We start from the raw sequence: 24,913 nt of genomic DNA, 5'->3' as shown, positions 1-24,913 counted from the left end.
AAGTAAGAAGTAAGAAGTAAGAAGTAAGAAGTAAGAAGTAAGAAGTAAGAAGTAAGAAGTAAGAAGTGTTGTCGCTCCGAGCTGAATGTCCAGAGATATTCAATCAGTTGACTCAAATAATATCGAGACAAGGCCAGCTATCACGCCAGCCTTGCATTTTACTATTTCTAGTAGATGCACTCGGGTTACGGGCACCAGAATACGGTCAAATTAATATCAGGGTGATTTAATACTGCACGCAGTGGTACTTCATACTCTGAGCCGGGTTGTTTTGCCGCTTCATACACCGCTTTTTTTTCATCACCAGAGATCAATAAAACAGCCGCCTTAGAATTAGCTATTCCTGCCAAAGACAAACTCATGCGCTCGGTGATCTCACCTGTCACTTCGCTTTGATGAGCATTAATTGCGCACACGGTGTTTGTGGTCGTTAACGCGTGTTCTAGGCCATTTGCACTTGGGAATAAACTGGCGGTATGACCATCAGGTCCCATTCCCAAAATAGTAACATCGAACGGCTTTTTCAACGCTGCATAAGCAGACTCACATAAATCAGCGCCCTCTTCTGCTGACACAGCCGCATTCTTCATTGTTACAAATCGAGCATTTGCCGCTTTATCTTGCAGTAATGTCGACTTGATAAATGCTTCGTTAGACTTTTCGTGATCCGGTTCGACCCAACGTTCATCAACCATAGCAACCGTAATTTTGTCCCAGCCTAGTTCAACACCAGAAAGGTGACGATACGCTGGAGCCGGTGATGAACCACCAGATACTAACAGCACAGCTTCACCATCTTGTGCAATCCCTTGGCTAAGCCCTGATTGGAGTAGTTCTGCAAGCGCTGCTGTCATCTCGTCTTTGGAGCTGAAATTTCTTTCTGTTAACTGTGCCATTACGCTTGCTCTCCCGCGTTGAACCAAACATGTTTGTTTTCTTCTAGCAGTTCATCGGCGTCTTCAGGACCCCAAGAGCCAGCACGATAAAGTGACGGAGCCCCTTTACTCTGCCAACGCTCAATGATTGGATCAACCCACTGCCACGCTTGGCGCACTTCGTCACGGTGAATAAATAAAGCAGGGTTATTTGCAGCGGCGTCTAGCATTAAGCGCTTATATGCGTCTGAATGATAGCCATTGTTATACTTTTCACTCAATGAGATATTTAGCGTCACTGGCTCTAGTTGCATTTCAAGGTTATCTAGACGCTTAGACATTAGCGTTAACTGAATACTTTCTTCAGGTTGTAATCTTATTACCAGACGGTTTGGCTGAATTGGACCCGCCGCATCACCATAAACATTGTGAGAAACAGGCTTGTACTCAACCACAATTTCAGCACAACGCTTTTTCATACGCTTCCCTGTTCTTAAATAGAAAGGCACGCCAGACCAACGCCAGTTATCAATGTGAGCACGAATAGCAACAAATGTTTCTGTTTTACTCGACCCTTCACCCAACTCTTCTAGGTAGCCAGGTACCAGCTTACCTTCAAGGTCGCCTGGCACATATTGACCACGCACAACATTATTATCTACATCTGAGTCAATTAGCGGTCTAAGCGCTTCTAATACTTTAAGCTTTTCAGTGCGAATGCTGTTGGCATTAAGTTTATGTGGTGACTCCATGGCAACCAAGCAAAGTAGTTGCAATAAGTGATTTTGCACCATATCACGAAGTGCGCCCGCTTTGTCGTAGAAGCCAGCTCTGCTTTCAAGACCGACTGTTTCAGAGATACTGATCTGAATATTATCTATGGCTTTAGCATCCCATAAATTCTCGAACAGTGCGTTTGAGAATCTAAGTGCCATCAGGTTTTGAACCGTTTCTTTACCTAGATAATGATCGATACGGAATACTTGCTCTTCCGAGAAGAACTCACCGATTTTGGCATTAATTTCTTCTGCAGATTTGCCGCAATAACCAATAGGCTTTTCAACAACTACACGTGATTGCTCAGTGATTAGCCCTTTGATTGACAATAGCTCACAACAACGGCCATAAACCGCTGGAGGAAGTGACAAGTAGAATACACGAGACTTATCTTCCCCATCAGCCAAAATATTCTTTAGCGTATCCCAGTGTTCATCTTCTTCAGTAACGTTGACTACCACAGGCACTAAAAACTGTTCAAATGCGGACCAATCTTTCTTATTGTATTCGCCTTTGCCAAGGTGAGTTTGTAATGCGATATGTGCCGTTTCGATAAATTCTTGTTGTTTGTTTTGTTCACGAACGGTCGGTAAGATGCGAGTGCCTTCAGGTAAGTTACCTTCTTGATATGCACGATACAAGGCAGGTAGGAGTTTGCGAAGTGCTAAATCGCCTCCCCCACCAAAAATTACGATGTCAAAAGGATTAAGCATAATTCACTCTCATTAGGTTAGGCGTGCACTACAAGCACGCAGTGTTTATTTGATTTGGAGCCACTCCAAAGCCTACCAAACTCATTGTGTAACGGGTGATGATTTCGATTGCAATGCACTAGTAATATCAATTCGACTTAAGACCTGCTCAATTTGAGAGATTAAGTAAGTTGGTATAAATGAGTCTTAGAAACCTGTATTTCCTCTCACAAAAATACAGGTTCTAAGTACTCCAGCGCTACCCGTTCAAAGGTATTCTGTTTACTTCCAGTTCCACTCGAAGTATTAATTTGTTCTCTTTTGCTTGTAATAAGCGATTAGACCCGCCGTTGAGCTATCATGCGGGTTAGTAACGCCTTCTTGCGTTAGCTCGGCTTCAATATTTGAAGCAAGCCCTTTACCAAGCTCAACACCCCACTGGTCAAATGAACACACATCCAAAATAATACCTTGGCAGAAAATTTTGTGTTCATACAAGGCAATTAGTCGGCCCACAGCTTTTGCATCTACCTTATCTAAGATAAATGAAGAGGTTGGACGGTTACCTTGGTGTATTTTATGCGGGATCAACTTGTCGATTTCCGCATCCGACTTACCTTTAGCCGTTAAATCTTCACGAACCTGCTGTGCATCTACACCCGCCATCATCGCTTCCGTTTGCGCGAAGAAGTTAGACAGTAAAATATCGTGATGCTGGCCTACTTTGTTTTGCGGTTCAATCGAAGCAATAAAATCAGCCGGTACAATCACATTACCTTGGTGTAAACACTGATAAAAAGCATGCTGGCCATTTATCCCTGTCATGCCCCAAATAATTGGCACAGTCGTATAGTTTACCTGCTCTCCTGCAAAAGTAACATGCTTACCATTACTTTCCATTTCACCTTGTTGTAAATACGCAGGCAGCATATGAAGCGCCTGATCATAAGGCAAAATCGCTTGTGCTTGATACCCCAAGAAGCTGGTATTCCAAACACTGAGTAACGCCATCAACAGTGGAATATTGTCTTCGTTGTTTGCCGTTTTAAAGTGCTCATCAATTTCAAACGCACCTTCAAGTACTTCGACAAACTTATCGAAGCCTAAATAAAGTGCGATTGGTAATCCTATCGCGCTCCAAAGCGAGAAACGACCGCCAACCCAGTCCCACATCGTAAACACGTTGTCATCGCTAATACCAAACGCTCTAGTCTTCTCAAGGTTGGTGCTCACTGCAACAAAATGCTTGGCGATTGCCGCTCTATCGCTTGCAGCATTCAAAAACCACTCAACGGCAGTCTTTGCATTGGTCATGGTTTCAGAGGTTGTGAAAGTTTTTGATGACACAACAAACAGGGTTGTTTCTGCGTCCAAACCTTTTAGTACTGAAGCAATCTGTACACCGTCAACATTCGAAACATAATGCACGTTTAGCGTGTCATCTGCATACGCAGCAAGCGCATCAGTTACCATTTGCGGGCCTAAGTTAGATCCGCCAACGCCAATCGCAACCACATCTTTGACAGCTTTGCCTGTATACCCTTGCCACTCACCTGAACGAACTCGGTTACTAAATGCTTGTAGTTTTTCTAATTCTGCATTGACTTGTTCAGTAACGTTTACACCATCCACATAAATAGGTGTATTAGCTCGGTTACGCAGTGCTGTATGTAAAACAGCTCGGTCCTCAGTGATATTTATTTTTTCACCTGAGAACATCTTTTCTCGCCAAAGCGCAATATCACTCTCTTTTGCGAGCTGCATCATCTCAGAGAATGTTTGGTCATCAATGCGTTGCTTGGAAAAGTCGAACAATACACCTGAGATTTGACGAGAAAACTTTTCAAACCTTTGTGCATCGTTTGCAAACATCGTTTTTAAATGCTGTTGCTCTACTCGCTGCGCAGAACCACTGAGCTTTTGCCAACTATCCAAATCTACACGACCACCCATTACATATTCCCCTAAGACGTAAGTGATTGTTAGTTACCTTACTTTTCAGGTAGTAACAACAAAGAAACATTATTAAACAAGCACATTATGCCAAAATGACAACGCTGTCAAATCGCTTCTTTTCAATTTTACATTGCGAATAATAACCTAAAATAAAATTTTTGACACCGGTATCATTCATTTATTTCTGCGAATTGTAGTGCTAAATTCTGTACTTATTAGATAGACTAAGAAAAACAGATGATCCTTTTATTAAGCCGATGGTCGCCTTAGCGGCTAAATATCTCAGAAATTGGGCGCTAGCTTCTGCATACATAAAGCGCTACTATTCCTCTGTGCTTAATAATGATCGATACAGACCTGTAAATAGAAGAACAACTACATGAAAGTCACTATTAATGATGTTGCCAAGCTAGCTGGCGTATCTATGAAAACCGTATCGCGGGTAATCAATAAAGAACCTTCGGTTAGAAAAAAAACCTACGATCAAGTAATGCAGGCTGTCAAAGAGCTTAATTATCAGCCTAATATCGCTGCGAGAAACTTAGCTGGTACTTCTTCATTTGCAATTGGCTTGGTCTACGACAATCCCAATGCGTATTATGTCATTGATATGCAAAACGGGGTGTTATCTCGCTGTAGAGATGAAGGATATGAGCTCGTCATCCACCCCTGTGAATCCAATTCGGAAAATATGGCCGAAGAATTCGTCACTATGATCAAACGCTCACGTCTTGCAGGTTTAGTCTTGACTCCTCCTCTATCCGAGCAACAATCCATTATTGATATGCTAGATGAGCTGGGTATACATTACGTGCGTCTACTTTCTGGTCGATCGCAAGAAGCGAAAAATAGCGCAAATAACTGTATCTTTGTTGACGACTACGCTGCAGCCTATGAAATTACTGAGCATTTGATCCAACTTGGACATAAAAAAATTGCTTTTGTACTTGGGGATGAAGAACACAAATCAACGACGGAACGGTTAGCCGGATATCGCGATGCCCTGAAAGCACACGATATAAAACAGGACGATACACTGCTCTATCACGGTACTTACTCATTTGAATCAGGGGTAAAAGGCGCTAAAGCGCTGCTGGCCGATGGCAATCCAAACCAAATCACTGCAATTTTAGGTGGTAACGATGAGGTAGCCGCTGGAGCTTTATTTGCTGCGCGGCTGATGAATATAGAGATCCCGGGTCAATTGTCTATCAGTGGCTTCGAAGACTCTCCATTCTCCCGCCAAACTTGGCCAAAGCTTACGACTGCACATCAGGCTAACAACATTATTTCTGAACATGCTGCGCGTTTATTGTTTTCTAAAACACGGGGACATCGAAAAAATGATAAAGAAGTCTCACATGTGTTCACACCGAGTATGGTGGTTCGTGAAAGCACGGGTAGGATCACACAATAGCTATTTATTTAGTCGGCTCTTGAGCCGACTAACATCAAAAACTCTCACTATTTCGCCAACAGTTCTTCACTCTTACTCGACCATGCATTGATCAGCGCCTTGACCAGAGATGCAAGTGGAATCGCAAAGAATACCCCCCAAAATCCCCATAAACCACCAAAAAATAACACTGCAACAATGATATAAACAGGGTTGAGATCCACAGCTTCTGAAAACAATAACGGCACTAAAACATTACCATCTAATGCTTGAATAATGCCGTACGCGATGAGAATAGTCCAAAATTCTGGCGCTAGACCAAATTGAAACAAAGCAACTGCGGCAACGGGTAAGGTAACGAGTGCAGCACCAATAAATGGGATAAGTACAGAGAGCCCAACCAACGTCCCCAGTAGTGCGGCATAACGTAAATCCAAAATGGAAAAGGTCACAAAGCTCACTACACCAACGATAACAATCTCAAAAACTTTACCACGAATATAATTCATGATTTGTTGGTCCATCTCATGCCACACTTGTGAAATGAGCTTTCTGTCCTTGGGTATAATTTTTGACACTCCAGATGTAAGCTCTGACTTGTCTTTCAACATGAAAAAAGCAAGCAGCGGCACTAAGACTAAATAAATCATCCAAGCGACAACGTCTTTTAATGAAGTTAATGAGGCTGACACAATGACTTCGCCAAGCTCTAACAGTTTGCTTTCCACAGAACTCACAATTGCCTGTACCTGAGTTGTAGAGATCAGCGTCGGATAGTATTCAGGTAAATGTAAAAGGAAGTCCTTACCCTCTTCGACCATGGTTGGACTTTCTTGGAGCAGGTTACTTAACTGTTGCCACAAAACGGGAACGATACCAAATACCAGCCCCAAAGCGACCCCCACAAATACCGCCATTACCACTACTGCTGATAACATCCTACTGCCAGTCACTCGGGTAAGCTTGTTCACTGGCCATTCTAGTAAATAAGCTATGACAATTGCGACCAGTACCGGCATGACATAACTGCCAAAAAAGTACAGCAAAGCAACCGTAGCAACTAGCATCAGCAATAGAGTAACGGAATGTGGATCTGAAAACTTTTTGATATACCACGCTTTTACTAACTCAAACATCCATGATCTCCAAACACACTTCACCGCTTTCAATTTCAATAATTTGGTAACTCACCGAGTTACCATCCAAATATTTTTTTATGTCTAACAAGCTTTGATCCTGACTCATCAGCAACTTTAGTTTGCCTAGAGTATAGTCATGGCGCTTTAACCGCCACTTAAACTGAACAAATAATGCGGGACAGGTAAATTCTCGCAAATCATGTACAAATTTTGTTGTCTTGTCTCCACACAAATCACTCAATGCGGTAGCCCTCAAGGCGTTGATGGTTTATTCTTAATAGCATACTCTACTTCTTGGGAATCTTAATGCCAGGCGTTAATAATAAGGCCCGATTGCCAGCCAATCCAACACTAAAAGAAATAAATTGGTACAAAAAGCAAATTAATTGGGGTGAACTTCCGCCTTTTTATCACCTTGTCGCCTCAGCGGTAAGTGAATGTGAGGGTCTGCTCCATCACGGCTTTGATAATGCGGTAAAGCGTTTACTAGATAAGCGAAACTGGAATATAGAACTGTTAGGTGGTTATGAAGATGACAGTGGCATAATTCACTGTGACAATAAACCTCAAATAGCATTACATCAAGCATTTACTGATAGAGGCTTTGAGCTTTGGGCTTACCCAATAGCCAAAGGCACCAAGATTGATGCCTATGTTAAAGATAATCGTTTTTTAGAATTCCGAGTGTGGGATCCGCACACGATGAAAAACTTACTGCGCATCAACCAGCTCCATAAATTCATTGCGTTTTACTTTGAACGTGGTGATATAGCCGACAAAGCTTTAATACTTCATGCGCACAAAGTGCTACATATGACAGTGACGTTTTTGCAAAAAGAATTGAACATCACAGGTGTTGATGGGGTCTCAATAAAAGATTTTTACCAACTTTGCGAAAAAGATGCTCGAGCATGCAATGATGAAGTCGACTTAGCTAGGATCATGCTCGGAGAAGACCTTAAAAGGGATTAAAATGCGGTTAAAACCCCTATTAAATTCAATCGTTTTAACATTTGTGCTCGCTGCATCAAGCAGCGCTATGGCACAAACAGAGCTGAAACTACCAGATTTAGGCACTTCAGCTCTCCAAGTACTACCTATTGAAAAAGAGCAAGCGATCGGCGAAGTCATGATGATGCAGCTACGCTCGCGCTCCCCTGTGGTTGGCGATCCGGTACTTGAAGAGTACTTAACTAGCCTGGGCAATCGCCTCGTCGCCAATGCTAATGACGTACGCTTTCCATTTACCTTTTTTTGGATAAATAACAAAGATATTAATGCCTTCGCTTTTTACGGAGGCCACGTTGGTGTACATACGGGACTCATTGCGCAATCCGATAACGAGAGTCAGTTAGCATCCGTTATTGGCCACGAAATTGCGCACGTTACCCAACGTCATTTAGCACGCCGCGTACAAAACGCAAAAGACAACAGCGCCTTGACCATAGCGGGGCTTATTACTGGCATTTTAGCAACCGTTGTTGCCCCAGATGCGGGTATCGCCATTTTATCCGCAAGCCAGACCCAGTCGTCATTGAACCAACTAACGCATAGCCGAAAAGCGGAGCAAGAAGCCGACCGATTTGGTATGAATACACTACATAAAGCAGGCTTTGACCCCTATGCGGCCAGTGAATTTTTAACTAAGCTCTCGGATCAAATTCGCTTTAAAAATAAACCACCCGCATTTTTGCTTACGCACCCGTTACCCGACAGTCGAGTATCGGACGTTAGGCTTAGAGCACAACAATTCGAGAAAAAGCATTACCCCTCAAGCCTTTCCTACGCGTTAGCTAAAAGCCGTGTGCTTGCACGATACTATTATTCAGAAGATGCTGGAGAAGCATTTTTCAGAAACGCGCTAAAACACTCAGCAGAGCTCGACAAGCGCGCTCTACAATACGGATTAGCAATCACGTTACTCGACCAAAAAAAATACGAGGAAGCTGGTAAACTATTGGATGAGTTGTTAGAAAAGGATCCGAATAACCTGTTTTATCTTGATGTGTATACCGATTATTTAATTGCGACAGAGCATTCTGGCAAAGCCGTTGAGATGCTTCAGGCCCAGCATCAATTTAGGCCCAATAATCAAGTTATCACGCTAAATTATGCCAATGCTGCAATAAAAGCAAAACAGTATGAAGTTGCTGAGCAATTGCTCAAGATCTTTTTGCTTGAGAAACCGGATCATATTCTCGCCCGCGATTTACTCACACAAACCTACGAAGCCCAAGAAAACAAGGCTGCGTATCATGAGTCAAAAGCCGGGGTTTACGCACAATATGGCGCATTTACTAAAGCTGCGGATGAAGTCCAGCGTGCACTCAATCATGTCGAAGATAACGAAGATATCAAACGTACCAGATTAAAAGCGCTACTTAGCCAATACCGTAATATGCAAAAAGAAATCGCTAAGCTATAAAGCTTAGCGATTGCTTACGGCTTCAGTTTAATGGGTATTTAAGCCAATTTTCTTGCACATCACTTTTCGTCCTCACGACATTAAGCTATGATCCGTTCACATTACGAATTAGAGCAAAATAGAGCGAAATCATGTCAGTAGAAATCTATCACAACCCGCGTTGTTCAAAGTCACGTGAAACCCTAGCTTTACTAGAGTCCAATGGCGTTAATCCTACCGTTATTGAATACCTCAAGACGCCAATCGATAGTGACACTTTGGCTAATTTACTGTCTAAGCTTGGATTTAGTTCTGCTCATCAGCTTGTACGTAGCAAAGAAACGCTCTACAAAGAGCTTGGACTATCGAAAGAGTCGGATGAAGCGACACTGCGCACTGCCATGCTTGAAAACCCTAAACTGATTGAGCGTCCTATCGTTGTTAAAGGTGATAAGGCGGCGATTGGCAGGCCTCCAGAGTCGGTGCTTGATATCCTGTAATGAGTAAAATTCTTATTTTATACCACTCTAGTCATGGCTCTGTGGCAAATATGGCGCACGAATTTGCAGACACCATAGTGTCACAAGGTGGTGAAGCTGTAGTACGCGTATTTGAGAAACGCCAAGACCATGATGTGGTCGTAACAAAGCAAGACTTAATATCCTGTGACGGTTTGGCGTTTGGCACTCCAACACGCTTTGGTATGATGGCGGCTCAAGCGAAAGCGTTTTGGGAAACCACCAGCGATCTGTGGCTTAAAGGCGCGCTCATCGATAAACCAGCCTGCGTATTTTCTTCTTCAAGCAGTATGCACGGTGGCAACGAGGCTACTCTACTCAACCTCTCCTTACCGTTATTACACCACGGCATGATGTTGTTAGGTATCCCCTATGATGTTCCAGAGCTTTTGGCAACCGAAATGGGCGGAACGCCTTACGGTGCAACACATGTTGCGGGCAGCCAAAACAATACTTCTCTCACTCAAACAGAAATCAAAATTTGTCGTGCAGCAGCGAGTCGACTGCTACGCGTCGCGGAAAAGTTAACATGAATGAAATTGCAAAAAAGCCCATCACTAGACGCTTTCAACGCTGTGCGCTAGTTGGATATTTTGGTCTCCTGATCCTGATGCCACTGTGGCTCTTTGTGCTTGCACCAAGAGAAGGTTACAGCTTGGGCTTTGTCTTTGTGGTGTACGTTTTACCTTTATTACTCCCGCTTAAAGGTATTTTACAGGATAAGCCATACACTTATGCGTGGGCAAACTTTATCGTGATGTTTTATTTTATCCACGGCTTTACCCTGTTGTGGACATCTCCTGACGAGCTAGTGTTAGTCCTGCTTGAGATTGGCTTTGCAACGTCCATGTTTATTGGTTGCACTTACTATGCAAGACACAGAGGCCAAGAGTTAGGATTGAAGATCCGCAAGTTAAAAGAAGACCTTGCCGACGAAAAGGCAGCTCACGAACATAAAGAGTCATAATCTCGCTTGCGTAACTCCATTAAAAAAGCGCAGTCTTCAATGAAGTAGCTGCGCTTTTTTCGTATTCATGCCTTGGTATTATTCGATATGGTAAGCTACTGCAACGAGAGTACGGCTATCAACACCAATACTGAAAACAATACCTGCACACCAATACTGAGCCAAGCTAACGCATTTACCCCGATGAGTGACCAAGGTGTTGAGCTGCTCGGATAGAGGGGATTACTGCGTTTTCGTCTCGCAAAAACAAAAATTGCGATAGAAGCAGCCGTAGTGACAAGTGTTGCAATGGTTTTTTCATCAACCTCATCAGTAAAAAATAAAAATAACTGAAGTGGTAGCAAAATCGCAGCAAAGGCATAAAGAATATGGACGGTTTTTATTTTTTGATACTTTGCTTCGTTAGAAAGCTCGATAATACCGCGCTGTTCAAATGTTTGCTTAGAAGTAAGTGCCTGATTTTTCATAGCAACACGGTAAGGGGTGTCGCCATGAATATCCGCAAGCGTCGGGTCATCACCATGTTCAAAAATCATTTCGATCATAGCAGCAGAGTTCGATGCCGCCGCATAATGCATTAAGTTCCTGCCCGATTCGTCCAACTCATTTACTTTATGGTGCGGCAACATGGTTTCAACTGCACTCACAAAACCATTTTCAACCGCTAACATAATGGCAGAGCGCCCGTTGCTATCTCTTGCCGTTCCTTTCGCGCCCTGCGTTACCAGCGTAATAATAGCTGATTGCTTCACCTGTTGCTGGGTTAGCTGGAACAATAGCGCTTGTTCCAAAAGACCCGTCACTTCATCTTTGTCACACATAGCGCAAAGCAGCTCAAAGGTCTGCTGTCCATCCAGCAAACTATCCGTTGCTAGTTTAGCAGTAGCGGCTCGGTCAAGCAGACAAGTATCAATATGAGTCAATAGTACCGTCTGTGTTGCCTCCGAGCTGTTGCACCACAGAGCAACAATTTCTTTCGCGCTAAACTTAAGTCCTTTCTCCAATAGCCATATCAGCGTCTTTTCATAATGTTTGTCATAGAGCAACTCTACAAACGATAAACTTTGCTCTTGTACCTGAGCTTGAATGTTAGAGTACTGACCAAGACGCTGAATAAGAGTTTTTATTAGCTCATCCTGATCAGTATCATTTTCCTCAATGTGTTGAATTACGCTATTAACGTATTGACGCTGTTTATCGTCATAGTCATCAATATGCTGAAAATAACAGGCTTCGAACGGCTCTAGCGGTCGTAACCAAGCGAGGTAAAATAAAGGAGGTAGAACAGTGGTCGTTACGCCCTGCTCATCTTTCATTTGTTGGCAATTCGGCCATGCCTCTATGGCATCTAGAATGTAAGCACCGTTTTGTTCGATTAACCCCTTTAACAGCATGGGATACTGGGCAGGCCAAATTAACACTTGTTCCATGAATGCGCTATTATCCTCAGAATGTAAATATATGCAGCATAATTATCGCGAAATGACTAGGTGGTGAATAATATCAACAGTCGCGCTAAAATGCTCACCTATTTCAGGACAAATTTAAAAATAGGGCTTTTTTGAGGAGCTAGAGTGGGCAATCAATTAGAAACATGGCAAGTGATCTTGATCATTGCTGGTGTGTTAGGGGTGATTTGGAGCAATATTGCGTTGTTAAAATATTCCGCCAAATTTGAAATGAAAAAGAAAATAGACGAGCAAACGGCGCCTTTTGAGAAAGATAAGGTGACGCCCAAAAACAACACGCCTCAAAATAATCCAAAAAAGGATGAAGATTGAAGCATGTTGCGACGTTAGACGTGCTGACTAATCATTCATCCACATTTGAAATTTAGTCGCACATCATAAGGATTACCGAGCGCACCATCGGCTATTCCTCCACCTATGGTCATTGCAGCCCCTGCATCATCGACACTATTTCGACCAAAAATCCACATCGCCATACCAGCAGCCTCAACGGCGTTAGCTACGCCTTTTTGCGTGATATAAGTACTCTCAGGCGTATCGCTGTTATAAATAATATCTAGATCCACAACATACGCGACCATATCGGCTTGTTTGCAATAGTGCTTGGCCTGCTTTAATGCTTCTTTACTACCCGCATCACGGCTGTCGGAAAATAACATAATATTATGCACACCATCAGACGATGGACGCACATCATCATGATGAGCACACCCGGATAACCAAACCGCTAAACCAACACTTAATAGAATTCTTTTCATCACACTCTCCTATTCATTAAGCGCAAGCTTAGGGGTTATTTCGGTTTAGTTCCGTTAGTCATTGTTTAAATTTGTAATAAGCGACACAATTGACCAATCACAGCGGTCATTTAACTTCCACGTCTACCCAAACTAAACGGTGATCGGAGCTGGCATGACGACTTTCCACTAAACGGAATAATTCATCTTCTTTGCTTGGCCAGAAAACCCCGCTGCTAAGTACTCGAAAACCGAACTTGGATGGCAATACGTAATCTACACGAGCCCCCCAATGTGCGGTATAACTGCGACTCTCACTTTCCTTGCTATGTTCACTTCCCCCTCTGCTTTTTGGCGTAAAGTTCGAGAATACTTTAGGATTATCTAATAATTGTTCTATCACGCCTAGTCTATGTTTATCGCCTTTATCAGCAGCGTTTAAATCACCGACGATGATAAATCGTGTATCATTTTTAAGGCCACCTTTAACACCATTGTCATCATAAATGTACTGGCTACGTTTAGGGTCGATATAATCAGCCATTAAGCGGATCTCATCGTGATTTCTGTTGCCATTCCTATCCTCTTCACCATCAAAGACAGGAGGCGTTGGGTGCATAGCCAGCAGGTGAAATAATTTACCGTTCACTTCAATTGGCAGATCCCAGTGAGATTTTGAGCTTAGCCTCAAGCTTTGCCACTCTTGCTCACTATACCAAGGCTGTCTCGTCGTCGGATCTATTGTCACCATATGGTTTGGCATATCTTTCCAAAGAAATGCCTGCAGAGTTCGGGCCTGCTCTTTTTTAATCGGATACTTTGACAGCACAACCATCCCATATTGCCCCTCATATAGCCCAAACCCTTGGGCATCACCGCCATAGTTAGATTGCTTACCGTCATTATCTAAATCAAACGGTGTTGGTAATCCAGTATTGACTGGCGCAATATAAAAGTAAGGGTACGATATCGGCTGCTGATCCGCTTGAGGTTGTGCTAGATAGTTATTTACAAATGCCTGTACACCTTTATTTGGTTCAGCGATGTAATCAAATTCATTAAGTAGAATCACATCTGGACGAACACGCTGAATGATTTCTGCAATATTCTTGATTTGTTGATGTTGACCATTTTGTAGCAACTTACTGAGCTTTTGAGAGTCCAGTGCTTGCCCTTTTTGTTGATAGTTCGTTGCTTCCATACTGACATTAAAGGTAGCAACACGAAGTGTTTGTGCACTCACGACCGTTGTCATTAATAAAAAAAGTAGACCTACGTATTTCATAGACTTGCCTTAAAAAATTGTGATAAATCCCGCGATGACTATTTTATTCATAATCCTTTGAAAAACGGAAATTATCTCGACAGACTCAAACGATTTAATGTTGGCAAGTTAGCAAAGAGCGGTTAAAGTTAAATGATTAACTGCCTTGTACTGCCAATGTGAAATTTGTGAGTATTTTAAAACGATTACACCTCATCACCACAAACCAAGACACCACATTTGAAGAAAAAGTGACGGCGCTGCTGACTCTTGGCCTCGATGTATTTGAGCTTGATATTGCAATCGTCAGTGAAATCCAAGCTGATGTATACACAGTAAGGCATGTGATCACTCCAGATAATTCTTTGTTAGTAGGTACGGATTTTGAACTGGCAAACACCTATTGCTGGCACACTTTACAAGCTGACAGCGCACTGTCATTTCATCACGCTGGTACCAGCGAAATTGCCACTCACCCTTGCTACGCAAACTTTGGCCTAGAAAGCTACATTGGTGCGCCGATTATTGTTGATGGTAAACGCTATGGTACCGTCAACTTTTCCGCATCAAGCGCCAAAGCCCAAGCGTTCAGTCAAGAACACTTAGATTATGTGAGTTTATTAGGTCAATGGATTGGTGTTGAAATTTCTCGGCAAAAGGCGTTAAAAAAAATACAACACCGCTCACAAGCATTAGCAGCGATGAGTCGTCTTGCTGATATTGGCTCATGGGAAGTCGACTTTAAAAAGAACAAAGTGTATTGGAGCCAACAAACGCGACTCATTCATGGCGTTGATGATAACTTTACACCAACACTCGACAATGCCATCAGTTTCTATAAACCCGGCGTACACCAAGGAAACATTAAACAAGCCATAGACGACGCCATCACCTCCAAAACCAAATGGGACATAGAGTCCATTATTATTGATGCCAACGGCAACGAAAAGTGGGTCGCCTCTCACGGTCAAGGTGAATATGAAAATGGTGAATGCGTTAGGGTTTTTGGTGCCATTCAAGATATCGATGAACAAGTCAAAATGCGTATTGCATTAGAGCAAAAGCGCGAAGAAGCGGAGCAACTTCTTAAGACTCGAAGTGAATTTATCGCCAAAATCAGCCATGAATTAAGAACCCCGCTGAATGGCTTAGTCGGCATGCTGCAAGCGTGCCGAAAAGAAACCGACATAAAAGAAATCAAGAGTAACCTGAGCGTCGCAGTCAACAGTGCAGATATGTTGATCACATTGATAAACGACGTATTAGACTTTAGTAAGTTAAATAGTAACAACCTGAAGCTAGACAATACCGCGTTTGATCTTCATCAATTAGTCGAACAAGTTGTTGGCCTGTACAGTCCAGCCTGTCGCGAAAAAGGGCTTGCAATCAACTTCCATATTCATAAACAAGGCACAAATTGGCTCTATTCAGACCCGACTCGAGTTAAACAAATTATTGCAAACCTCGTGAGTAACGCCATCAAATTTACACCAACGGGTAGTATCGATATTTATGCCGACGTGCTGGGAAGTGAAACTTCACCGGTTCTACAATTAAGTGTCTCAGACACAGGCATAGGGATTGCTAAGACCAATCAAGTACATCTTTTTCAGCCATTTAGCCAAGGCGATGTCAGTGTAAGTCGGCATTTTGGTGGTACTGGTCTTGGCCTTTCAATCGTATTTGAGCTTTGTAATTTGTTACAAGGCGAAGTACAGGTAGAAAGTGAGTTGGGTAAAGGAAGTACCTTTATCGTTACCTTCCCAATAGAATTTGCAGACGAGGCCGACGACGTACAAGAGCAAAAGACTGAAGAGCAGCATATTTCCTTATCAGAATGTAAAATCCTGCTTGTAGATGATAATCAAATCAACGTACTGGTGATGGAAAAGTTACTGAATCAGTTTGGTGCAACTCACATCGACAAAGTTTATAACGGCGAGCAAGCCGTAAAATCATGCCAAGACAAAACCTTTGATATTGTGTTTATGGATTGCGTCATGCCGATTATGGATGGCTTTGAAGCCACTCGTAGTATTCGTCGGCTTGCAAAAGATAAACGCCAAGGACCACATATTATTGCGTTGACCGCCAATACTTCAGAGTCCGATAAGGCAGCCTGTTATGAAGCCGGCATGAATAACTTTCTGTCTAAGCCAATTCAGCTTGACGCACTAAGAGGCGCGCTTGAGCCCTTCACGCAATAAAAAAGGAGCTTGACCTAGCTCCTTTCGTGTTATGACGTAGCGGTATTATTCCGCTGCTTTTTCTTTGCTCGCTTTAGTGCCGTTACTGCTCTTCTTTGATTGACCAGTGCGATTAAAGATCCCTAAGCGAATTCGAATAAAGTGTAAAATCTCTCTCGCCACATCAATGTCTACAGCCTGTTCTAGCCCTTCAAAACCTGGACTTGAGTTTGCTTCACAAATTTTAAAATGCTCTTCATCGAATAATAAGTCGATGCCAGCAACATCTAGATTCAGGATATTAGCGGTTTGTGTTGCTAGCCATTCGATTTCAGGGGTGATCGGGTGTGGGCTACCTTTTGCACCTAAACTCACGTTGGCCTTAAAGTTCTTACCGCCAGAATTACGCTCCATACAAGCAACAGCACGGCCGCCAATGGTCAATACACGTAAGTCTCGACCATGACTCGACTTCACAAAACGCTGCAAGATGATATTTGCTTTTGGATTTGTTGCTTCAATAAGTTGCATCAAATCATCAAATTCACCGCGTGATTTTGACAAAAATACGCCGCTGCCCTGCGAGCCTGATAGCGTTTTAATCACGACTGGGAAACCAATTTGCTTCTCTACCAGTTCAATATTTACAGGGAACTTAACCAACATAGTTTTTGGTGTTGGTAAGTTTTGCTCTGCAAGGATCTGCTGCGCATACAGCTTATCTTTTACAGTTTCGATAGACTGTGAAGAGTTAAAACAATGTACGCCTAAACGCTCAAGGTGACGGATAATCGCAAGCGTAAAGTAAGTCGTGCCTGCACCCATACGCGGCAGAACAAAGTCAGGTAACGCAACCGGCTGGCCATCGATTAGAATACTTTCTTCATCTTCTCTGGTTACCAATAGATCGAATTGATCAGGTGAGTAAACTTGAAGATCAATACCTTCTTCCTTTGCCACCGCCATCAATCTATCTATTTCATAAATTTCAGGTTTTAACAAACTGGCAGAGTCTTTGTAAATGATCCAACCGCGCATACGAATTGCCCCTTGAGTAGCGGATTAAGAGGGTCGCTGTCGACACGAATCGTTAAGTGAAAACACCTAAGCAGGTTTGTGTATCACCGGCCCCCAAACAAAAGCGCGATTATGTGGACTCACCCGAAAACAGTACAGCAAAAAAAATTTATCGACACAATCTAAAAAACTACTCACGATTTTCGAAGTAAGATTGTGTCCCGTGAGCTTCCAAGGCGCTCTCAATCCGTTTTAACGCCAGTTTGTATACGGCATCTCGCATCTCAAGCCCTTCATCACTTCGCAGCTGCCACGCCGCTTCAAATGCATTCGATAAATATCGCGCCAATTTATCTTGCACAGTTTGCTCGTCCCAAGCCTCTCCTTGGCGATTCTGACACCACTCAAAATAGCTTACGATGACGCCGCCGGCATTAGCTAAAATATCAGGGATCACTATCACGCCCTGTTCATGCAAGATTTCGTCGGCGTCCGCCTCAACCGGTCCATTGGCAATTTCGACAATATACTTTGCCGACACTGCTTTGGCGTTATCTCGGGTGATTGCGCCGGATAGCGCTGCGGGCACTAAAATGTCTACATCCAGCGCAAGCAGCTCTTCATTACTCAGCACTTTATGTTCAACGCTTTCACATACTGAATCATCACAATACACGGCTTTAAGCGCTTTGTTGCGTTGCTTTTCTTGATAAATGCTTTCTATATCTAAGCCATCTTTACAGTAAATCCCGCCTTTTGAATCGCTTACTGCAACGACTTTATAACCCGCTTGCTGCAATAGCCTTGCACAGTGATAACCACCGTTACCAAAGCCTTGAATAGCTACTGTTTGTTCCGCTTTATTCCAATTATTTTTTTCACTAAGCCGCTCTATCATTAAAAATGCACCGCGACCTGTGGCGGACTCTCGCCCTTCACTCCCTCCGAAAATAAGCGGTTTACCAGTGATCACGGCTGGACTTTTTTTACGGACGATTTTCTCGTATTCATCCATCATCCAACCCATGATCCTGGCATTGGTGTACACATCCGGTGCGGGAATATCTTGATCGGGTCCAATAAAATCAGCATTAGCTCTAATATATGCTCGAGCAAGGCGCTCAAGCTCCATCGGACTCAGTGATTTAGGGTCAACGGTTACGGCACCTTTACCACCGCCAAATGGCACGCCAACCGCCGCACACTTTAGTGTCATCCAAAGGGCTAAAGCTTGCACCTCACTCATATCAGACTCTTGGTGAAAGCGTATTCCGCCTTTTGTTGGGCCTAGCAAATCATTGTATTGACAACGATACGCCTTAAAATAATCAAGCTTACCGTTGTCACGACGAATTGAAATGTTGCTCGACAGCGTTCTTTGAGGCTGGGCTAACGCTTGATAGGTAGACTCGTTAATTCCTGTTTTTTCGACTATATGGTTTAATCTTTTCAACGCGTCTTTTAGTAGATCCGTACTCATCCTTTCCTCGCTTGTTTTTTATTCAACAAGTAATTGTATGAGTGCATGGCACAAAAAGATCAAGTCCATCAACAGGGATTAATAATTATGCGATTTCCTCTAAAAAGTAAGAAGGTGCATCGTTTGGCGCTAATAAAAAGCATTGTTTCTTCGCTCTGGTTAACGCCACATAGAATAAGCGTCGCTCTTCTGCGTCGGGAAATGCCCCTTGTGCAGGTAAAAGCGCATCGACAAATGCTGGCGTTTTTACCTGTGACGGAAAGTTTCTATGCTTGAGACCAAATACTATCGTAAAGTCTGCTTCAGTCCCTTTAGCACCGTGAAAGGTGTTATGTGAAATAATAAGTTCTGGATAGAGCTGCCGCCACTGCGCAATCTTTGATTTATCAGGTAATGCTCTGTGATTTCTTGCCAGTAGGGCAACGGAAGCTTTTCCTTCGTTGCGCTGCTCGATAAGATTGAGCAGTTGTTGCGCCTGCGACAATTCCTCATCCACCATAACTTTCACCACCCCCTGCCCTGCCACGCCGGAGGTATGAGAAGTGATATGCTTGGTTATTTGTTCTGGGTTGCGGCAAATAAACTCACTCGCCGTATCTAAAATAGTTTGAGGATAACGGAATGTTTTATCCAAATATGTGGTCGTCGACTTACCAAAATAGCGAGTAAATTCGGTGGTTAGGCGCATATCTCCACCACTAAAGCGATAAATAGCTTGCCAATCATCACCAACGGCGAACAATTGCGATCCGGCTTTTTTATCTAGCAGCACTTGAATGAGCTTTGCCCGTACACGGGAGATGTCTTGAAATTCGTCGACCAAGATGAACTTCCACGGTGAAATAAACTGACCAGACTCTACGTAATAAATAGCCCGCTCCAGCATGTCATCGAAATCGATGCTAGACTCATTGCTTAAATACAGCTGATATTCAGCAAGAACTGGCATGATCACACTCATTTGATTGCTAAATTGCGTCAGCAGTTGCTCAACCTCACCCATTATTTGAGCATGCTTCATCAAAGGTAATACCTGACTTATTAAGTCTATTGCCTGTGACGCTTGCTGTGTGCTCGAACTTTTCAGAAATAGCGCAAAGTCTCGCTCAAAGTGGCTTTCTTGTCGCAACGACTGCACGGTGTCTGCAACAAATTGTTTAAATAGTTTTTTATCCGTTGCGAGATTTGAAATTGTCGGCTTTGCCCCTGTAACCGCTTCGATGATCTGCATGCCAAGCGAATGAAAGGTAGAGCAATTTAAGGTGTTACAGAGAGGCTGACAGCGCTGACGCATCTCCGTCGCGGCATCATTACCATACGCAAGCAATAACAGCTCATTCGCCTGAGCTAATTTGCGATGCAAGAGATATCCAACTTTGGCCTTGATAACGCTTGTCTTACCCGTGCCTGCGCCAGCAAGCAGTAATTGCCTGTCATCCTGGATCACACAAGCCTTACGCTGAGCTAGCGTAAGGGGATTTGATTCAACGCTGTCAAAATAGTTAGCGTCTTTTGCCAAATAGTGATCGACAAAAGTAGACTGAAACTCAGCAATATCACGCTCATTCCAAAGTGCAATTTCTCGTACCGTTGCCACTTGAGGCTTTAACGAACTTGGCACGATATTGTCATCTAGGTGCTGCCAGCTGGACCATAAGGCACTGCAAACATGACGTACTAGAGTTTGATTTTGATGGCTGAGATATCGACGCGTTAATAACTGCTCGATTTTACGAATTTTGACTTGCAAGTGCTTGCCATGGTGTAAGATCCACAGTCGTTGCAATTGTTGCACTAACTCATCTGCACCTTGATTTTTAACACTTAACACATAGGTCTCGTGACCCTGTTTGATCAGGACTTTTTGAGCAAGCCAACCACGCTGAGGTGCTGGCGGAACTGTCATAGTGCTAAAGGGGATGAAACTGTCAGCAGATTTCGACTTAAGGTGGAGGCCTTCTTTCGTACATTTGGCACCACGTACCCCATAAAACAGCCGACTAAAGAGATGTAATGCTATCAATTGGTCAATCAGACAAAGTAATTCCGTTGCTGCCATGCTAGCACGAAACCCAAAAACGCGCTTAATGAAATTTTGTCATCGCTATTTATTTTTTATTAATTTCAACGAACTAATCTAATACCTAGCTAACAAATTGTGCGACTCAATATTTGAGAAGGCAGGCGAATAAGGCCTGCACATCAACATATCAAGCAGCTGTTACTGTAGTTAGCTTTGTTTTAGCCGCTAACGTTGCTTTACCAACCAGTACGAGCACCACGGCGCCAATAATCACAGGCGTAAATAAAAAGCTCCATCCCTCTAGTGCCAACATGATCAGTATTGGATTCGCGCCAGCCGGTGGGTGGGTGGTTTTTGTTACTAACATACTAAATACGCCAAGCCCCGTTGCTAATGCCAAAGTGAATTCGTTAACACCGATATACTGCGCAAAAATAATCCCGATTGTAGCGGTAATGATATGTCCAAAGATGACATTTTTAGGCTGCGCAAGTGGACTTTCAGGCACACCAAATACCAGCACTGCCGTCGCGCCCAAAGGTGCCATTAAAAAAATATGCTCAGCACTTATCGTTTGACTAAACGCCAATATTGCAATTGCGATAAACGCCCCTGCTCCAGCAATTAAAGCAAGTTGTATTTCTCTCATTGTATTCTTTCCCTTTCCAAAAGGTAGACCAACTTGTCTACCACGCAAATAGTAGACAAGTTGGTCTACTTCTGTCAACCTATAATCACGCTAATAAACATGACTGACTGATGAGTACAAAAAGACAACAACTGATCGATTGCGCAATGGGACTGTTCTATCAACATGGCATTCATGCCATTGGCATTAACGAAGTATTAAAGTCATCTGGCATTGCTAAAAAAACCCTGTACAACCATTTTGAGAGTAAAGAGGCGCTGGTGCTTGCAACACTTGAGCAGCGGCATCACCTATTTATATCTTGGTTATCTCGTTGCCTTGAAAATGCTCAAACGAATGAACAGCTCACAGAGCAGCTATTTTCAGCACTAGATCAGTGGATTAATAATAAAGTGGCGGTGCTGGGAGATTTCCGTGGTTGTTACTTTATCAACACGGCGGCAGAATTTGGTGAGCTTACCAATCCAATAAATCAACTATGCCAGCGGCACAAACTTGCGGTAAAAGCATTACTGAAACAAGCGCTCAACGACGCTGATGACGCCGCTGTCGAGCGCTTGTTTCTATTGAGCGAAGGGATTATTTCAACGGCCTATACCTGTCATGATACGGACGTGGCCAAGCGAGCACTCAAGAATTAAGGTATTTCTCCACTTCTGTAAAGCAAGATGAAAACTTGCTTGGTACAAACTCGATAATGTCATACCGAGCCACCTCGGCGACATAAAAGGGATCTTGACGAACAATATCAAGTAGCTCAGCTTCACTACTCGCCTTTGCCAAAATAACCCCACCTGTTCGTGGGATTTTTCTGCCAGAGGCGATAAAGGTACCATTGGCATAGAAGCGATCTAAAAACGCAATGTGAGGAGCGAGCAGCGGCTCTACCTGTTCAATTTCGGTAATATAAGTAAGATTAACAATAAATATTGAAGCTGACATTAAACTAGTTTCCTGTGAGATTATGGTTCTGATTTGGGTGCTTTTTTACTTTGTTCTTGTTTGGCTTTCGCGACATTTTTAAAAACGGGTGGTGGAATAGGGAAAAGCGAAATGAGCGGCATCAAAGCCAAAAATAGATAAGCGCCTTTTGGCATTTTTTTGGCCCATAGCACGACCTTAAAAAGTAAAAAGGACGCGATAAAAATCGCCGTAAATAACAACAATACTTCTGTGATCCCTATATCCATTATTATCTTCTCATCTATTCAATAAGCTGGATATGGAGATAAAATGGGTAAAAAGCAAGCGACGTAAAATAATACCAACTTGCTTAATTAAGTGGTCTATTTTGAGGCGAGAAAATCTTGTCGATAACTAGGCAAAAATTTTGCTATTTAGTTGTTCTAAATGAGGAATTTTTAACGCTGTTAGCGTCAGATTTACTCCTTCAAATTGAGCAAGTATTAAGTCAAATTGGTATAAACTAAGATAAGAACGAAAAAAGGCCCCGTGGGCCTTTGGATTTTAGTTACTTTGGGATAATCTGCGATCAGTACAGCATCGCAGAAACTGTGCTGTGATTATCAATTGCCATCGCGACACTTAGGACTGTGATATTAACTATTGAGAATGCAAATACTTGCCTCGCCCAACCATGTAAATCTAAGTCTCTTTGGTATCCTTTTAGCGCCATCAATAACCACCAAAAACTGGTTGTACAGGCCACCGCCATAAATGCTATACCGGTATAACCGCTAAGCGGCAGTAACATCACCACGAGTGCATAAATGGCGATATACAAAACAATGTGATGCTTGGCCTTTTCAACACCTTGCGCGACTGGTAACACCGGAATATTCGCGGCCCGGTAATCTTCAAAACGGAAAATCGCAATGGCGTAAGAGTGCGGCATTTGCCAAAGACAAAACATCAATAATAAAATGGCAGCGCCAGAGTCAAACGCCCCGCTTACTGCGCAGTAACCAACCACAGGAGGCACTGCCCCAGACAGGCTACCAACCACCGTGCCATACACTGAGTTTCGTTTCATGTATAAGCTGTAAACACCGACATAAATAAAAAACCCAAATGCGGCAAAACCCAGCGCAATCCAATTGGTGAAATAGGCTAAGAGCCCAAAGCCAGATAATCCGAGTACCAGACTATGTGACAGTGCAGCAACTGAGGAAATTTCCCCAGTTACTGTCACGCGAGTTTTAGTGCGAGCCATTGCCGCATCGATATCCCTGTCGATGACATTGTTAACTACACAACCTGACGCAACGACTAAAGATAGCCCCAGTAGAGTCAAGGCAAATAGCAGCCAATCAACTTCACCTCGAGAGGCCAATAAAAAGCCTCCTGCGACTGAAATCAAGTTTCCCATAATGATCCCAGGTTTTGTCACCTGAAAATAACGACGCAGCATGACTACTCTCCTGTTAATACATCATCATGGCGTTCGATTCGTAGATGATCCAGACCGACAGCCCCACTACCATCACAATAATCAACGCACTAAAGATAAAGGAAAGCGTGCTTGCCTTGCCTTCTTCCGTAACAAAATTCAGGTGTAAAAAGTACTTTAGGTGCACCCAAATTTGCACTAACGCGGTTGTCACTAACGTCCAAAATGTCGTGCTAGATGACAAGCTGCCACTCATCACGGCAGCAAAAGGAATGGCTGTCAAAATAACGGATAGCACAAAACCAATTAGATACGACTTCACACTACCGTGGCTGTCGTGTTCATGCTCATGAACATCCATCTGTGCTAACGCTTGAGATTCACTATGGCTCATTACATTGCCCCCATTAAATAAACAACGGTAAATACACAGATCCACACGATATCTAAAAAGTGCCAGAACAAGCTTAAGCAACTCAAACGCGTTACCGTTTGTGGCTTAAGACCACGACGTGTCACTTCAATCATCATCACAGTCATCCAAATCAAGCCTGCCGTCACGTGCATGCCGTGCAGACCCACCAATGAGAAGAAAGAAGTCAGAAAAGCACTATGCTGCGGTCCATGACCATGTACTATTAAGTGATGGAATTCATAAACTTCCATACCAATAAACACCGCACCAAAGGCAAATGTCACCGCAAGCCAAGATAAGGTTTGCGACTTTTTCTGTTTGTTTGCCGCTATCATGGCAAAACCAAAGGTAATACTACTTAACAGTAGGGCCGCGGTTTCAACCGCAACAAAACCCAGTTCAAATATGTCTTTGCCAGACACGCCACCTGCCGTGTTCATGTACAACACAGCATAAGTGGCAAAGAAAGAAGCAAACAACAAACAGTCCGTCATCAGATATAGCCAAAAACCGAATACGGTATTTGAACCTGTGTCATGATCTGCATGCTCGTGAGCATCTTCTAACGCATGCAGCGTAGCGGGAGTAATTGCACTCAT

25 protein-coding genes are annotated in these 24,913 nt (G+C 43.2%); 9 read left to right on the top strand and 16 right to left on the bottom strand.

Going from position 1 to position 24,913, the window contains the following annotated elements; genetic code table 11:
* Positions 1–185 precede the first annotated feature (185 nt).
* The 3 genes from pgl to pgi all read right to left on the bottom strand — a co-directional run bounded on the left by pgl (position 186) and on the right by pgi (position 4,297).
* On the bottom strand, positions 186–896 hold the full coding sequence (gene pgl, locus MHN30_RS04050; protein WP_239358516.1) for a 6-phosphogluconolactonase: 711 nt from the start codon (positions 894–896) through the stop codon (positions 186–188).
* Positions 896–2,365 (bottom strand): glucose-6-phosphate dehydrogenase, encoded by a 1,470-nt coding sequence (zwf, locus tag MHN30_RS04045; protein ID WP_039492296.1) that lies wholly within the window; start codon positions 2,363–2,365, stop codon positions 896–898. Before zwf ends, pgl begins: the two co-directional genes overlap by 1 nt.
* Before the next feature lie 285 nt (positions 2,366–2,650).
* Positions 2,651–4,297 (bottom strand): glucose-6-phosphate isomerase, encoded by a 1,647-nt coding sequence (pgi, locus tag MHN30_RS04040; protein ID WP_130164400.1) that lies wholly within the window; start codon positions 4,295–4,297, stop codon positions 2,651–2,653.
* 382 nt (positions 4,298–4,679) lie between these two features.
* On the opposite strand from pgi, the gene MHN30_RS04035 reads away from it, so the two are divergent.
* Positions 4,680–5,717, top strand: a complete 1,038-nt coding sequence (locus tag MHN30_RS04035) for a LacI family DNA-binding transcriptional regulator (protein WP_239358507.1) — start codon at positions 4,680–4,682, stop codon at positions 5,715–5,717.
* A 47-nt stretch (positions 5,718–5,764) separates the two neighbouring features.
* On the opposite strand, the gene MHN30_RS04030 is transcribed toward MHN30_RS04035, so the two are convergent.
* A complete protein-coding gene (locus MHN30_RS04030; RefSeq protein ID WP_045989076.1) occupies positions 5,765–6,832 on the bottom strand; it encodes an AI-2E family transporter in 1,068 nt (355 codons plus the stop codon).
* 309 nt (positions 6,833–7,141) lie between these two features.
* Between MHN30_RS04030 and MHN30_RS04025 the strand changes: the two genes are divergently transcribed.
* The 5 genes from MHN30_RS04025 to MHN30_RS04005 all read left to right on the top strand — a co-directional run bounded on the left by MHN30_RS04025 (position 7,142) and on the right by MHN30_RS04005 (position 10,724).
* Positions 7,142–7,807: a hypothetical protein gene (locus MHN30_RS04025; protein ID WP_045989077.1), complete on the top strand. Its 666-nt coding sequence runs from the start codon at positions 7,142–7,144 to the stop codon at positions 7,805–7,807.
* Position 7,808: 1 nt separating this feature from the next.
* The gene (locus MHN30_RS04020; protein WP_239358505.1) at positions 7,809–9,260 is read left to right on the top strand and encodes a M48 family metalloprotease; all 1,452 of its coding nucleotides are present in this window, start codon (positions 7,809–7,811) and stop codon (positions 9,258–9,260) included.
* A 131-nt stretch (positions 9,261–9,391) separates the two neighbouring features.
* Positions 9,392–9,739 carry an arsenate reductase (glutaredoxin) gene (arsC, locus tag MHN30_RS04015; protein WP_130164402.1) on the top strand — a complete coding sequence of 116 codons (348 nt, stop codon included), beginning with the start codon at positions 9,392–9,394 and terminating at the stop codon, positions 9,737–9,739.
* On the top strand, positions 9,739–10,290 hold the full coding sequence (gene wrbA, locus MHN30_RS04010; protein WP_130164403.1) for an NAD(P)H:quinone oxidoreductase: 552 nt from the start codon (positions 9,739–9,741) through the stop codon (positions 10,288–10,290). Before arsC ends, wrbA begins: the two co-directional genes overlap by 1 nt.
* Positions 10,287–10,724, top strand: coding sequence for a DUF2069 domain-containing protein (locus MHN30_RS04005; protein ID WP_239358495.1), 438 nt, complete (start codon positions 10,287–10,289; stop codon positions 10,722–10,724). The genes wrbA and MHN30_RS04005 overlap by 4 nt, the downstream gene beginning before the upstream one ends.
* Positions 10,725–10,819: 95 nt before the next feature.
* Here MHN30_RS04005 and MHN30_RS04000 read toward each other — a convergent pair whose 3' ends face one another.
* Positions 10,820–12,154 carry an ankyrin repeat domain-containing protein gene (locus MHN30_RS04000; protein ID WP_069019744.1) on the bottom strand — a complete coding sequence of 445 codons (1,335 nt, stop codon included), beginning with the start codon at positions 12,152–12,154 and terminating at the stop codon, positions 10,820–10,822.
* 144 nt (positions 12,155–12,298) lie between these two features.
* Between MHN30_RS04000 and MHN30_RS03995 the strand changes: the two genes are divergently transcribed.
* Positions 12,299–12,505, top strand: coding sequence for a DUF2897 family protein (locus tag MHN30_RS03995; protein ID WP_239358493.1), 207 nt, complete (start codon positions 12,299–12,301; stop codon positions 12,503–12,505).
* Positions 12,506–12,540: 35 nt separating this feature from the next.
* Here the strand turns inward: MHN30_RS03995 and MHN30_RS03990 are convergent, their stop codons facing one another.
* Together MHN30_RS03990 and MHN30_RS03985 are read right to left on the bottom strand one after the other, a co-directional pair.
* Positions 12,541–12,951, bottom strand: a complete 411-nt coding sequence (locus MHN30_RS03990) for a hypothetical protein (protein ID WP_130164405.1) — start codon at positions 12,949–12,951, stop codon at positions 12,541–12,543.
* A gap of 106 nt (positions 12,952–13,057) precedes the next feature.
* Entirely contained in the window at positions 13,058–14,215 is a 1,158-nt protein-coding gene (locus MHN30_RS03985) for an endonuclease/exonuclease/phosphatase family protein (protein ID WP_130164406.1), read from the bottom strand.
* A 167-nt stretch (positions 14,216–14,382) separates the two neighbouring features.
* Here MHN30_RS03985 and MHN30_RS03980 point away from each other — a divergent pair, with 167 nt between their 5' ends.
* Positions 14,383–16,401, top strand: a complete 2,019-nt coding sequence (locus MHN30_RS03980; protein WP_239358491.1) for an ATP-binding protein — start codon at positions 14,383–14,385, stop codon at positions 16,399–16,401.
* A 45-nt stretch (positions 16,402–16,446) separates the two neighbouring features.
* Here MHN30_RS03980 and MHN30_RS03975 read toward each other — a convergent pair whose 3' ends face one another.
* The 4 genes from MHN30_RS03975 to MHN30_RS03960 form a co-directional block, all read right to left on the bottom strand.
* Positions 16,447–17,418, bottom strand: coding sequence for a RimK family alpha-L-glutamate ligase (locus MHN30_RS03975; protein ID WP_010375495.1), 972 nt, complete (start codon positions 17,416–17,418; stop codon positions 16,447–16,449).
* A gap of 169 nt (positions 17,419–17,587) precedes the next feature.
* Positions 17,588–18,877 carry a Glu/Leu/Phe/Val dehydrogenase gene (locus MHN30_RS03970; RefSeq protein WP_130164408.1) on the bottom strand — a complete coding sequence of 430 codons (1,290 nt, stop codon included), beginning with the start codon at positions 18,875–18,877 and terminating at the stop codon, positions 17,588–17,590.
* An 85-nt stretch (positions 18,878–18,962) separates the two neighbouring features.
* Positions 18,963–20,936, bottom strand: coding sequence for a UvrD-helicase domain-containing protein (locus tag MHN30_RS03965; RefSeq protein ID WP_239358482.1), 1,974 nt, complete (start codon positions 20,934–20,936; stop codon positions 18,963–18,965).
* 151 nt (positions 20,937–21,087) lie between these two features.
* The gene (locus MHN30_RS03960; RefSeq protein ID WP_088530930.1) at positions 21,088–21,549 is read right to left on the bottom strand and encodes an HPP family protein; all 462 of its coding nucleotides are present in this window, start codon (positions 21,547–21,549) and stop codon (positions 21,088–21,090) included.
* 110 nt (positions 21,550–21,659) lie between these two features.
* Here MHN30_RS03960 and MHN30_RS03955 point away from each other — a divergent pair, with 110 nt between their 5' ends.
* Positions 21,660–22,190: a TetR/AcrR family transcriptional regulator gene (locus MHN30_RS03955; protein WP_088530931.1), complete on the top strand. Its 531-nt coding sequence runs from the start codon at positions 21,660–21,662 to the stop codon at positions 22,188–22,190.
* Here the strand turns inward: MHN30_RS03955 and MHN30_RS03950 are convergent.
* The 5 genes from MHN30_RS03950 to cyoC form a co-directional block, all read right to left on the bottom strand.
* Positions 22,180–22,491 (bottom strand): YciI family protein, encoded by a 312-nt coding sequence (locus MHN30_RS03950; protein ID WP_128727789.1) that lies wholly within the window; start codon positions 22,489–22,491, stop codon positions 22,180–22,182. The two genes, MHN30_RS03955 and MHN30_RS03950, sit on opposite strands and share 11 nt — an antisense overlap.
* 20 nt (positions 22,492–22,511) lie before the next feature.
* Positions 22,512–22,739 carry a hypothetical protein gene (locus tag MHN30_RS03945; RefSeq protein WP_239358472.1) on the bottom strand — a complete coding sequence of 76 codons (228 nt, stop codon included), beginning with the start codon at positions 22,737–22,739 and terminating at the stop codon, positions 22,512–22,514.
* Between the two features lie 302 nt (positions 22,740–23,041).
* Positions 23,042–23,920, bottom strand: a complete 879-nt coding sequence (cyoE, locus tag MHN30_RS03940) for a heme o synthase (RefSeq protein WP_239358470.1) — start codon at positions 23,918–23,920, stop codon at positions 23,042–23,044.
* Between the two features lie 13 nt (positions 23,921–23,933).
* A complete protein-coding gene (gene cyoD, locus MHN30_RS03935) occupies positions 23,934–24,293 on the bottom strand; it encodes a cytochrome o ubiquinol oxidase subunit IV (RefSeq protein ID WP_017218861.1) in 360 nt (119 codons plus the stop codon).
* Positions 24,293–24,913: a cytochrome o ubiquinol oxidase subunit III gene (gene cyoC / locus MHN30_RS03930; RefSeq protein ID WP_010606488.1), complete on the bottom strand. Its 621-nt coding sequence runs from the start codon at positions 24,911–24,913 to the stop codon at positions 24,293–24,295. The genes cyoD and cyoC overlap by 1 nt, the downstream gene beginning before the upstream one ends.

The sequence above is a fragment of the Pseudoalteromonas sp. OF7H-1 genome (assembly GCF_022347825.1).
GTDB classification, from domain to species: Bacteria; Pseudomonadota; Gammaproteobacteria; order Enterobacterales; family Alteromonadaceae; genus Pseudoalteromonas; species Pseudoalteromonas maricaloris.
The sequence above is the reverse complement of the archived record's forward strand: the minus strand, read 5'-3'. Positions and strand labels throughout refer to the sequence as shown.

Coding starts and splice junctions, on each gene's coding strand:
- pgl (WP_239358516.1), bottom strand. CDS start 896: ATGGCACAGTTAACAGAAAGAAATTTCAGCTCCAAAGACGAGATGACA.
- zwf (WP_039492296.1), bottom strand. CDS start 2,365: ATGCTTAATCCTTTTGACATCGTAATTTTTGGTGGGGGAGGCGATTTA.
- pgi (WP_130164400.1), bottom strand. CDS start 4,297: ATGGGTGGTCGTGTAGATTTGGATAGTTGGCAAAAGCTCAGTGGTTCT.
- MHN30_RS04035 (WP_239358507.1), top strand. CDS start 4,680: ATGAAAGTCACTATTAATGATGTTGCCAAGCTAGCTGGCGTATCTATG.
- MHN30_RS04030 (WP_045989076.1), bottom strand. CDS start 6,832: ATGTTTGAGTTAGTAAAAGCGTGGTATATCAAAAAGTTTTCAGATCCA.
- MHN30_RS04025 (WP_045989077.1), top strand. CDS start 7,142: ATGCCAGGCGTTAATAATAAGGCCCGATTGCCAGCCAATCCAACACTA.
- MHN30_RS04020 (WP_239358505.1), top strand. CDS start 7,809: ATGCGGTTAAAACCCCTATTAAATTCAATCGTTTTAACATTTGTGCTC.
- arsC (WP_130164402.1), top strand. CDS start 9,392: ATGTCAGTAGAAATCTATCACAACCCGCGTTGTTCAAAGTCACGTGAA.
- wrbA (WP_130164403.1), top strand. CDS start 9,739: ATGAGTAAAATTCTTATTTTATACCACTCTAGTCATGGCTCTGTGGCA.
- MHN30_RS04005 (WP_239358495.1), top strand. CDS start 10,287: ATGAATGAAATTGCAAAAAAGCCCATCACTAGACGCTTTCAACGCTGT.
- MHN30_RS04000 (WP_069019744.1), bottom strand. CDS start 12,154: ATGGAACAAGTGTTAATTTGGCCTGCCCAGTATCCCATGCTGTTAAAG.
- MHN30_RS03990 (WP_130164405.1), bottom strand. CDS start 12,951: ATGAAAAGAATTCTATTAAGTGTTGGTTTAGCGGTTTGGTTATCCGGG.
- MHN30_RS03985 (WP_130164406.1), bottom strand. CDS start 14,215: ATGAAATACGTAGGTCTACTTTTTTTATTAATGACAACGGTCGTGAGT.
- MHN30_RS03975 (WP_010375495.1), bottom strand. CDS start 17,418: ATGCGCGGTTGGATCATTTACAAAGACTCTGCCAGTTTGTTAAAACCT.
- MHN30_RS03970 (WP_130164408.1), bottom strand. CDS start 18,877: ATGAGTACGGATCTACTAAAAGACGCGTTGAAAAGATTAAACCATATA.
- MHN30_RS03965 (WP_239358482.1), bottom strand. CDS start 20,936: ATGGCAGCAACGGAATTACTTTGTCTGATTGACCAATTGATAGCATTA.
- MHN30_RS03960 (WP_088530930.1), bottom strand. CDS start 21,549: ATGAGAGAAATACAACTTGCTTTAATTGCTGGAGCAGGGGCGTTTATC.
- MHN30_RS03955 (WP_088530931.1), top strand. CDS start 21,660: ATGAGTACAAAAAGACAACAACTGATCGATTGCGCAATGGGACTGTTC.
- MHN30_RS03950 (WP_128727789.1), bottom strand. CDS start 22,491: ATGTCAGCTTCAATATTTATTGTTAATCTTACTTATATTACCGAAATT.
- MHN30_RS03945 (WP_239358472.1), bottom strand. CDS start 22,739: ATGGATATAGGGATCACAGAAGTATTGTTGTTATTTACGGCGATTTTT.
- cyoE (WP_239358470.1), bottom strand. CDS start 23,920: ATGCTGCGTCGTTATTTTCAGGTGACAAAACCTGGGATCATTATGGGA.
- cyoD (WP_017218861.1), bottom strand. CDS start 24,293: ATGAGCCATAGTGAATCTCAAGCGTTAGCACAGATGGATGTTCATGAG.
- cyoC (WP_010606488.1), bottom strand. CDS start 24,913: ATGAGTGCAATTACTCCCGCTACGCTGCATGCGTTAGAAGATGCTCAC.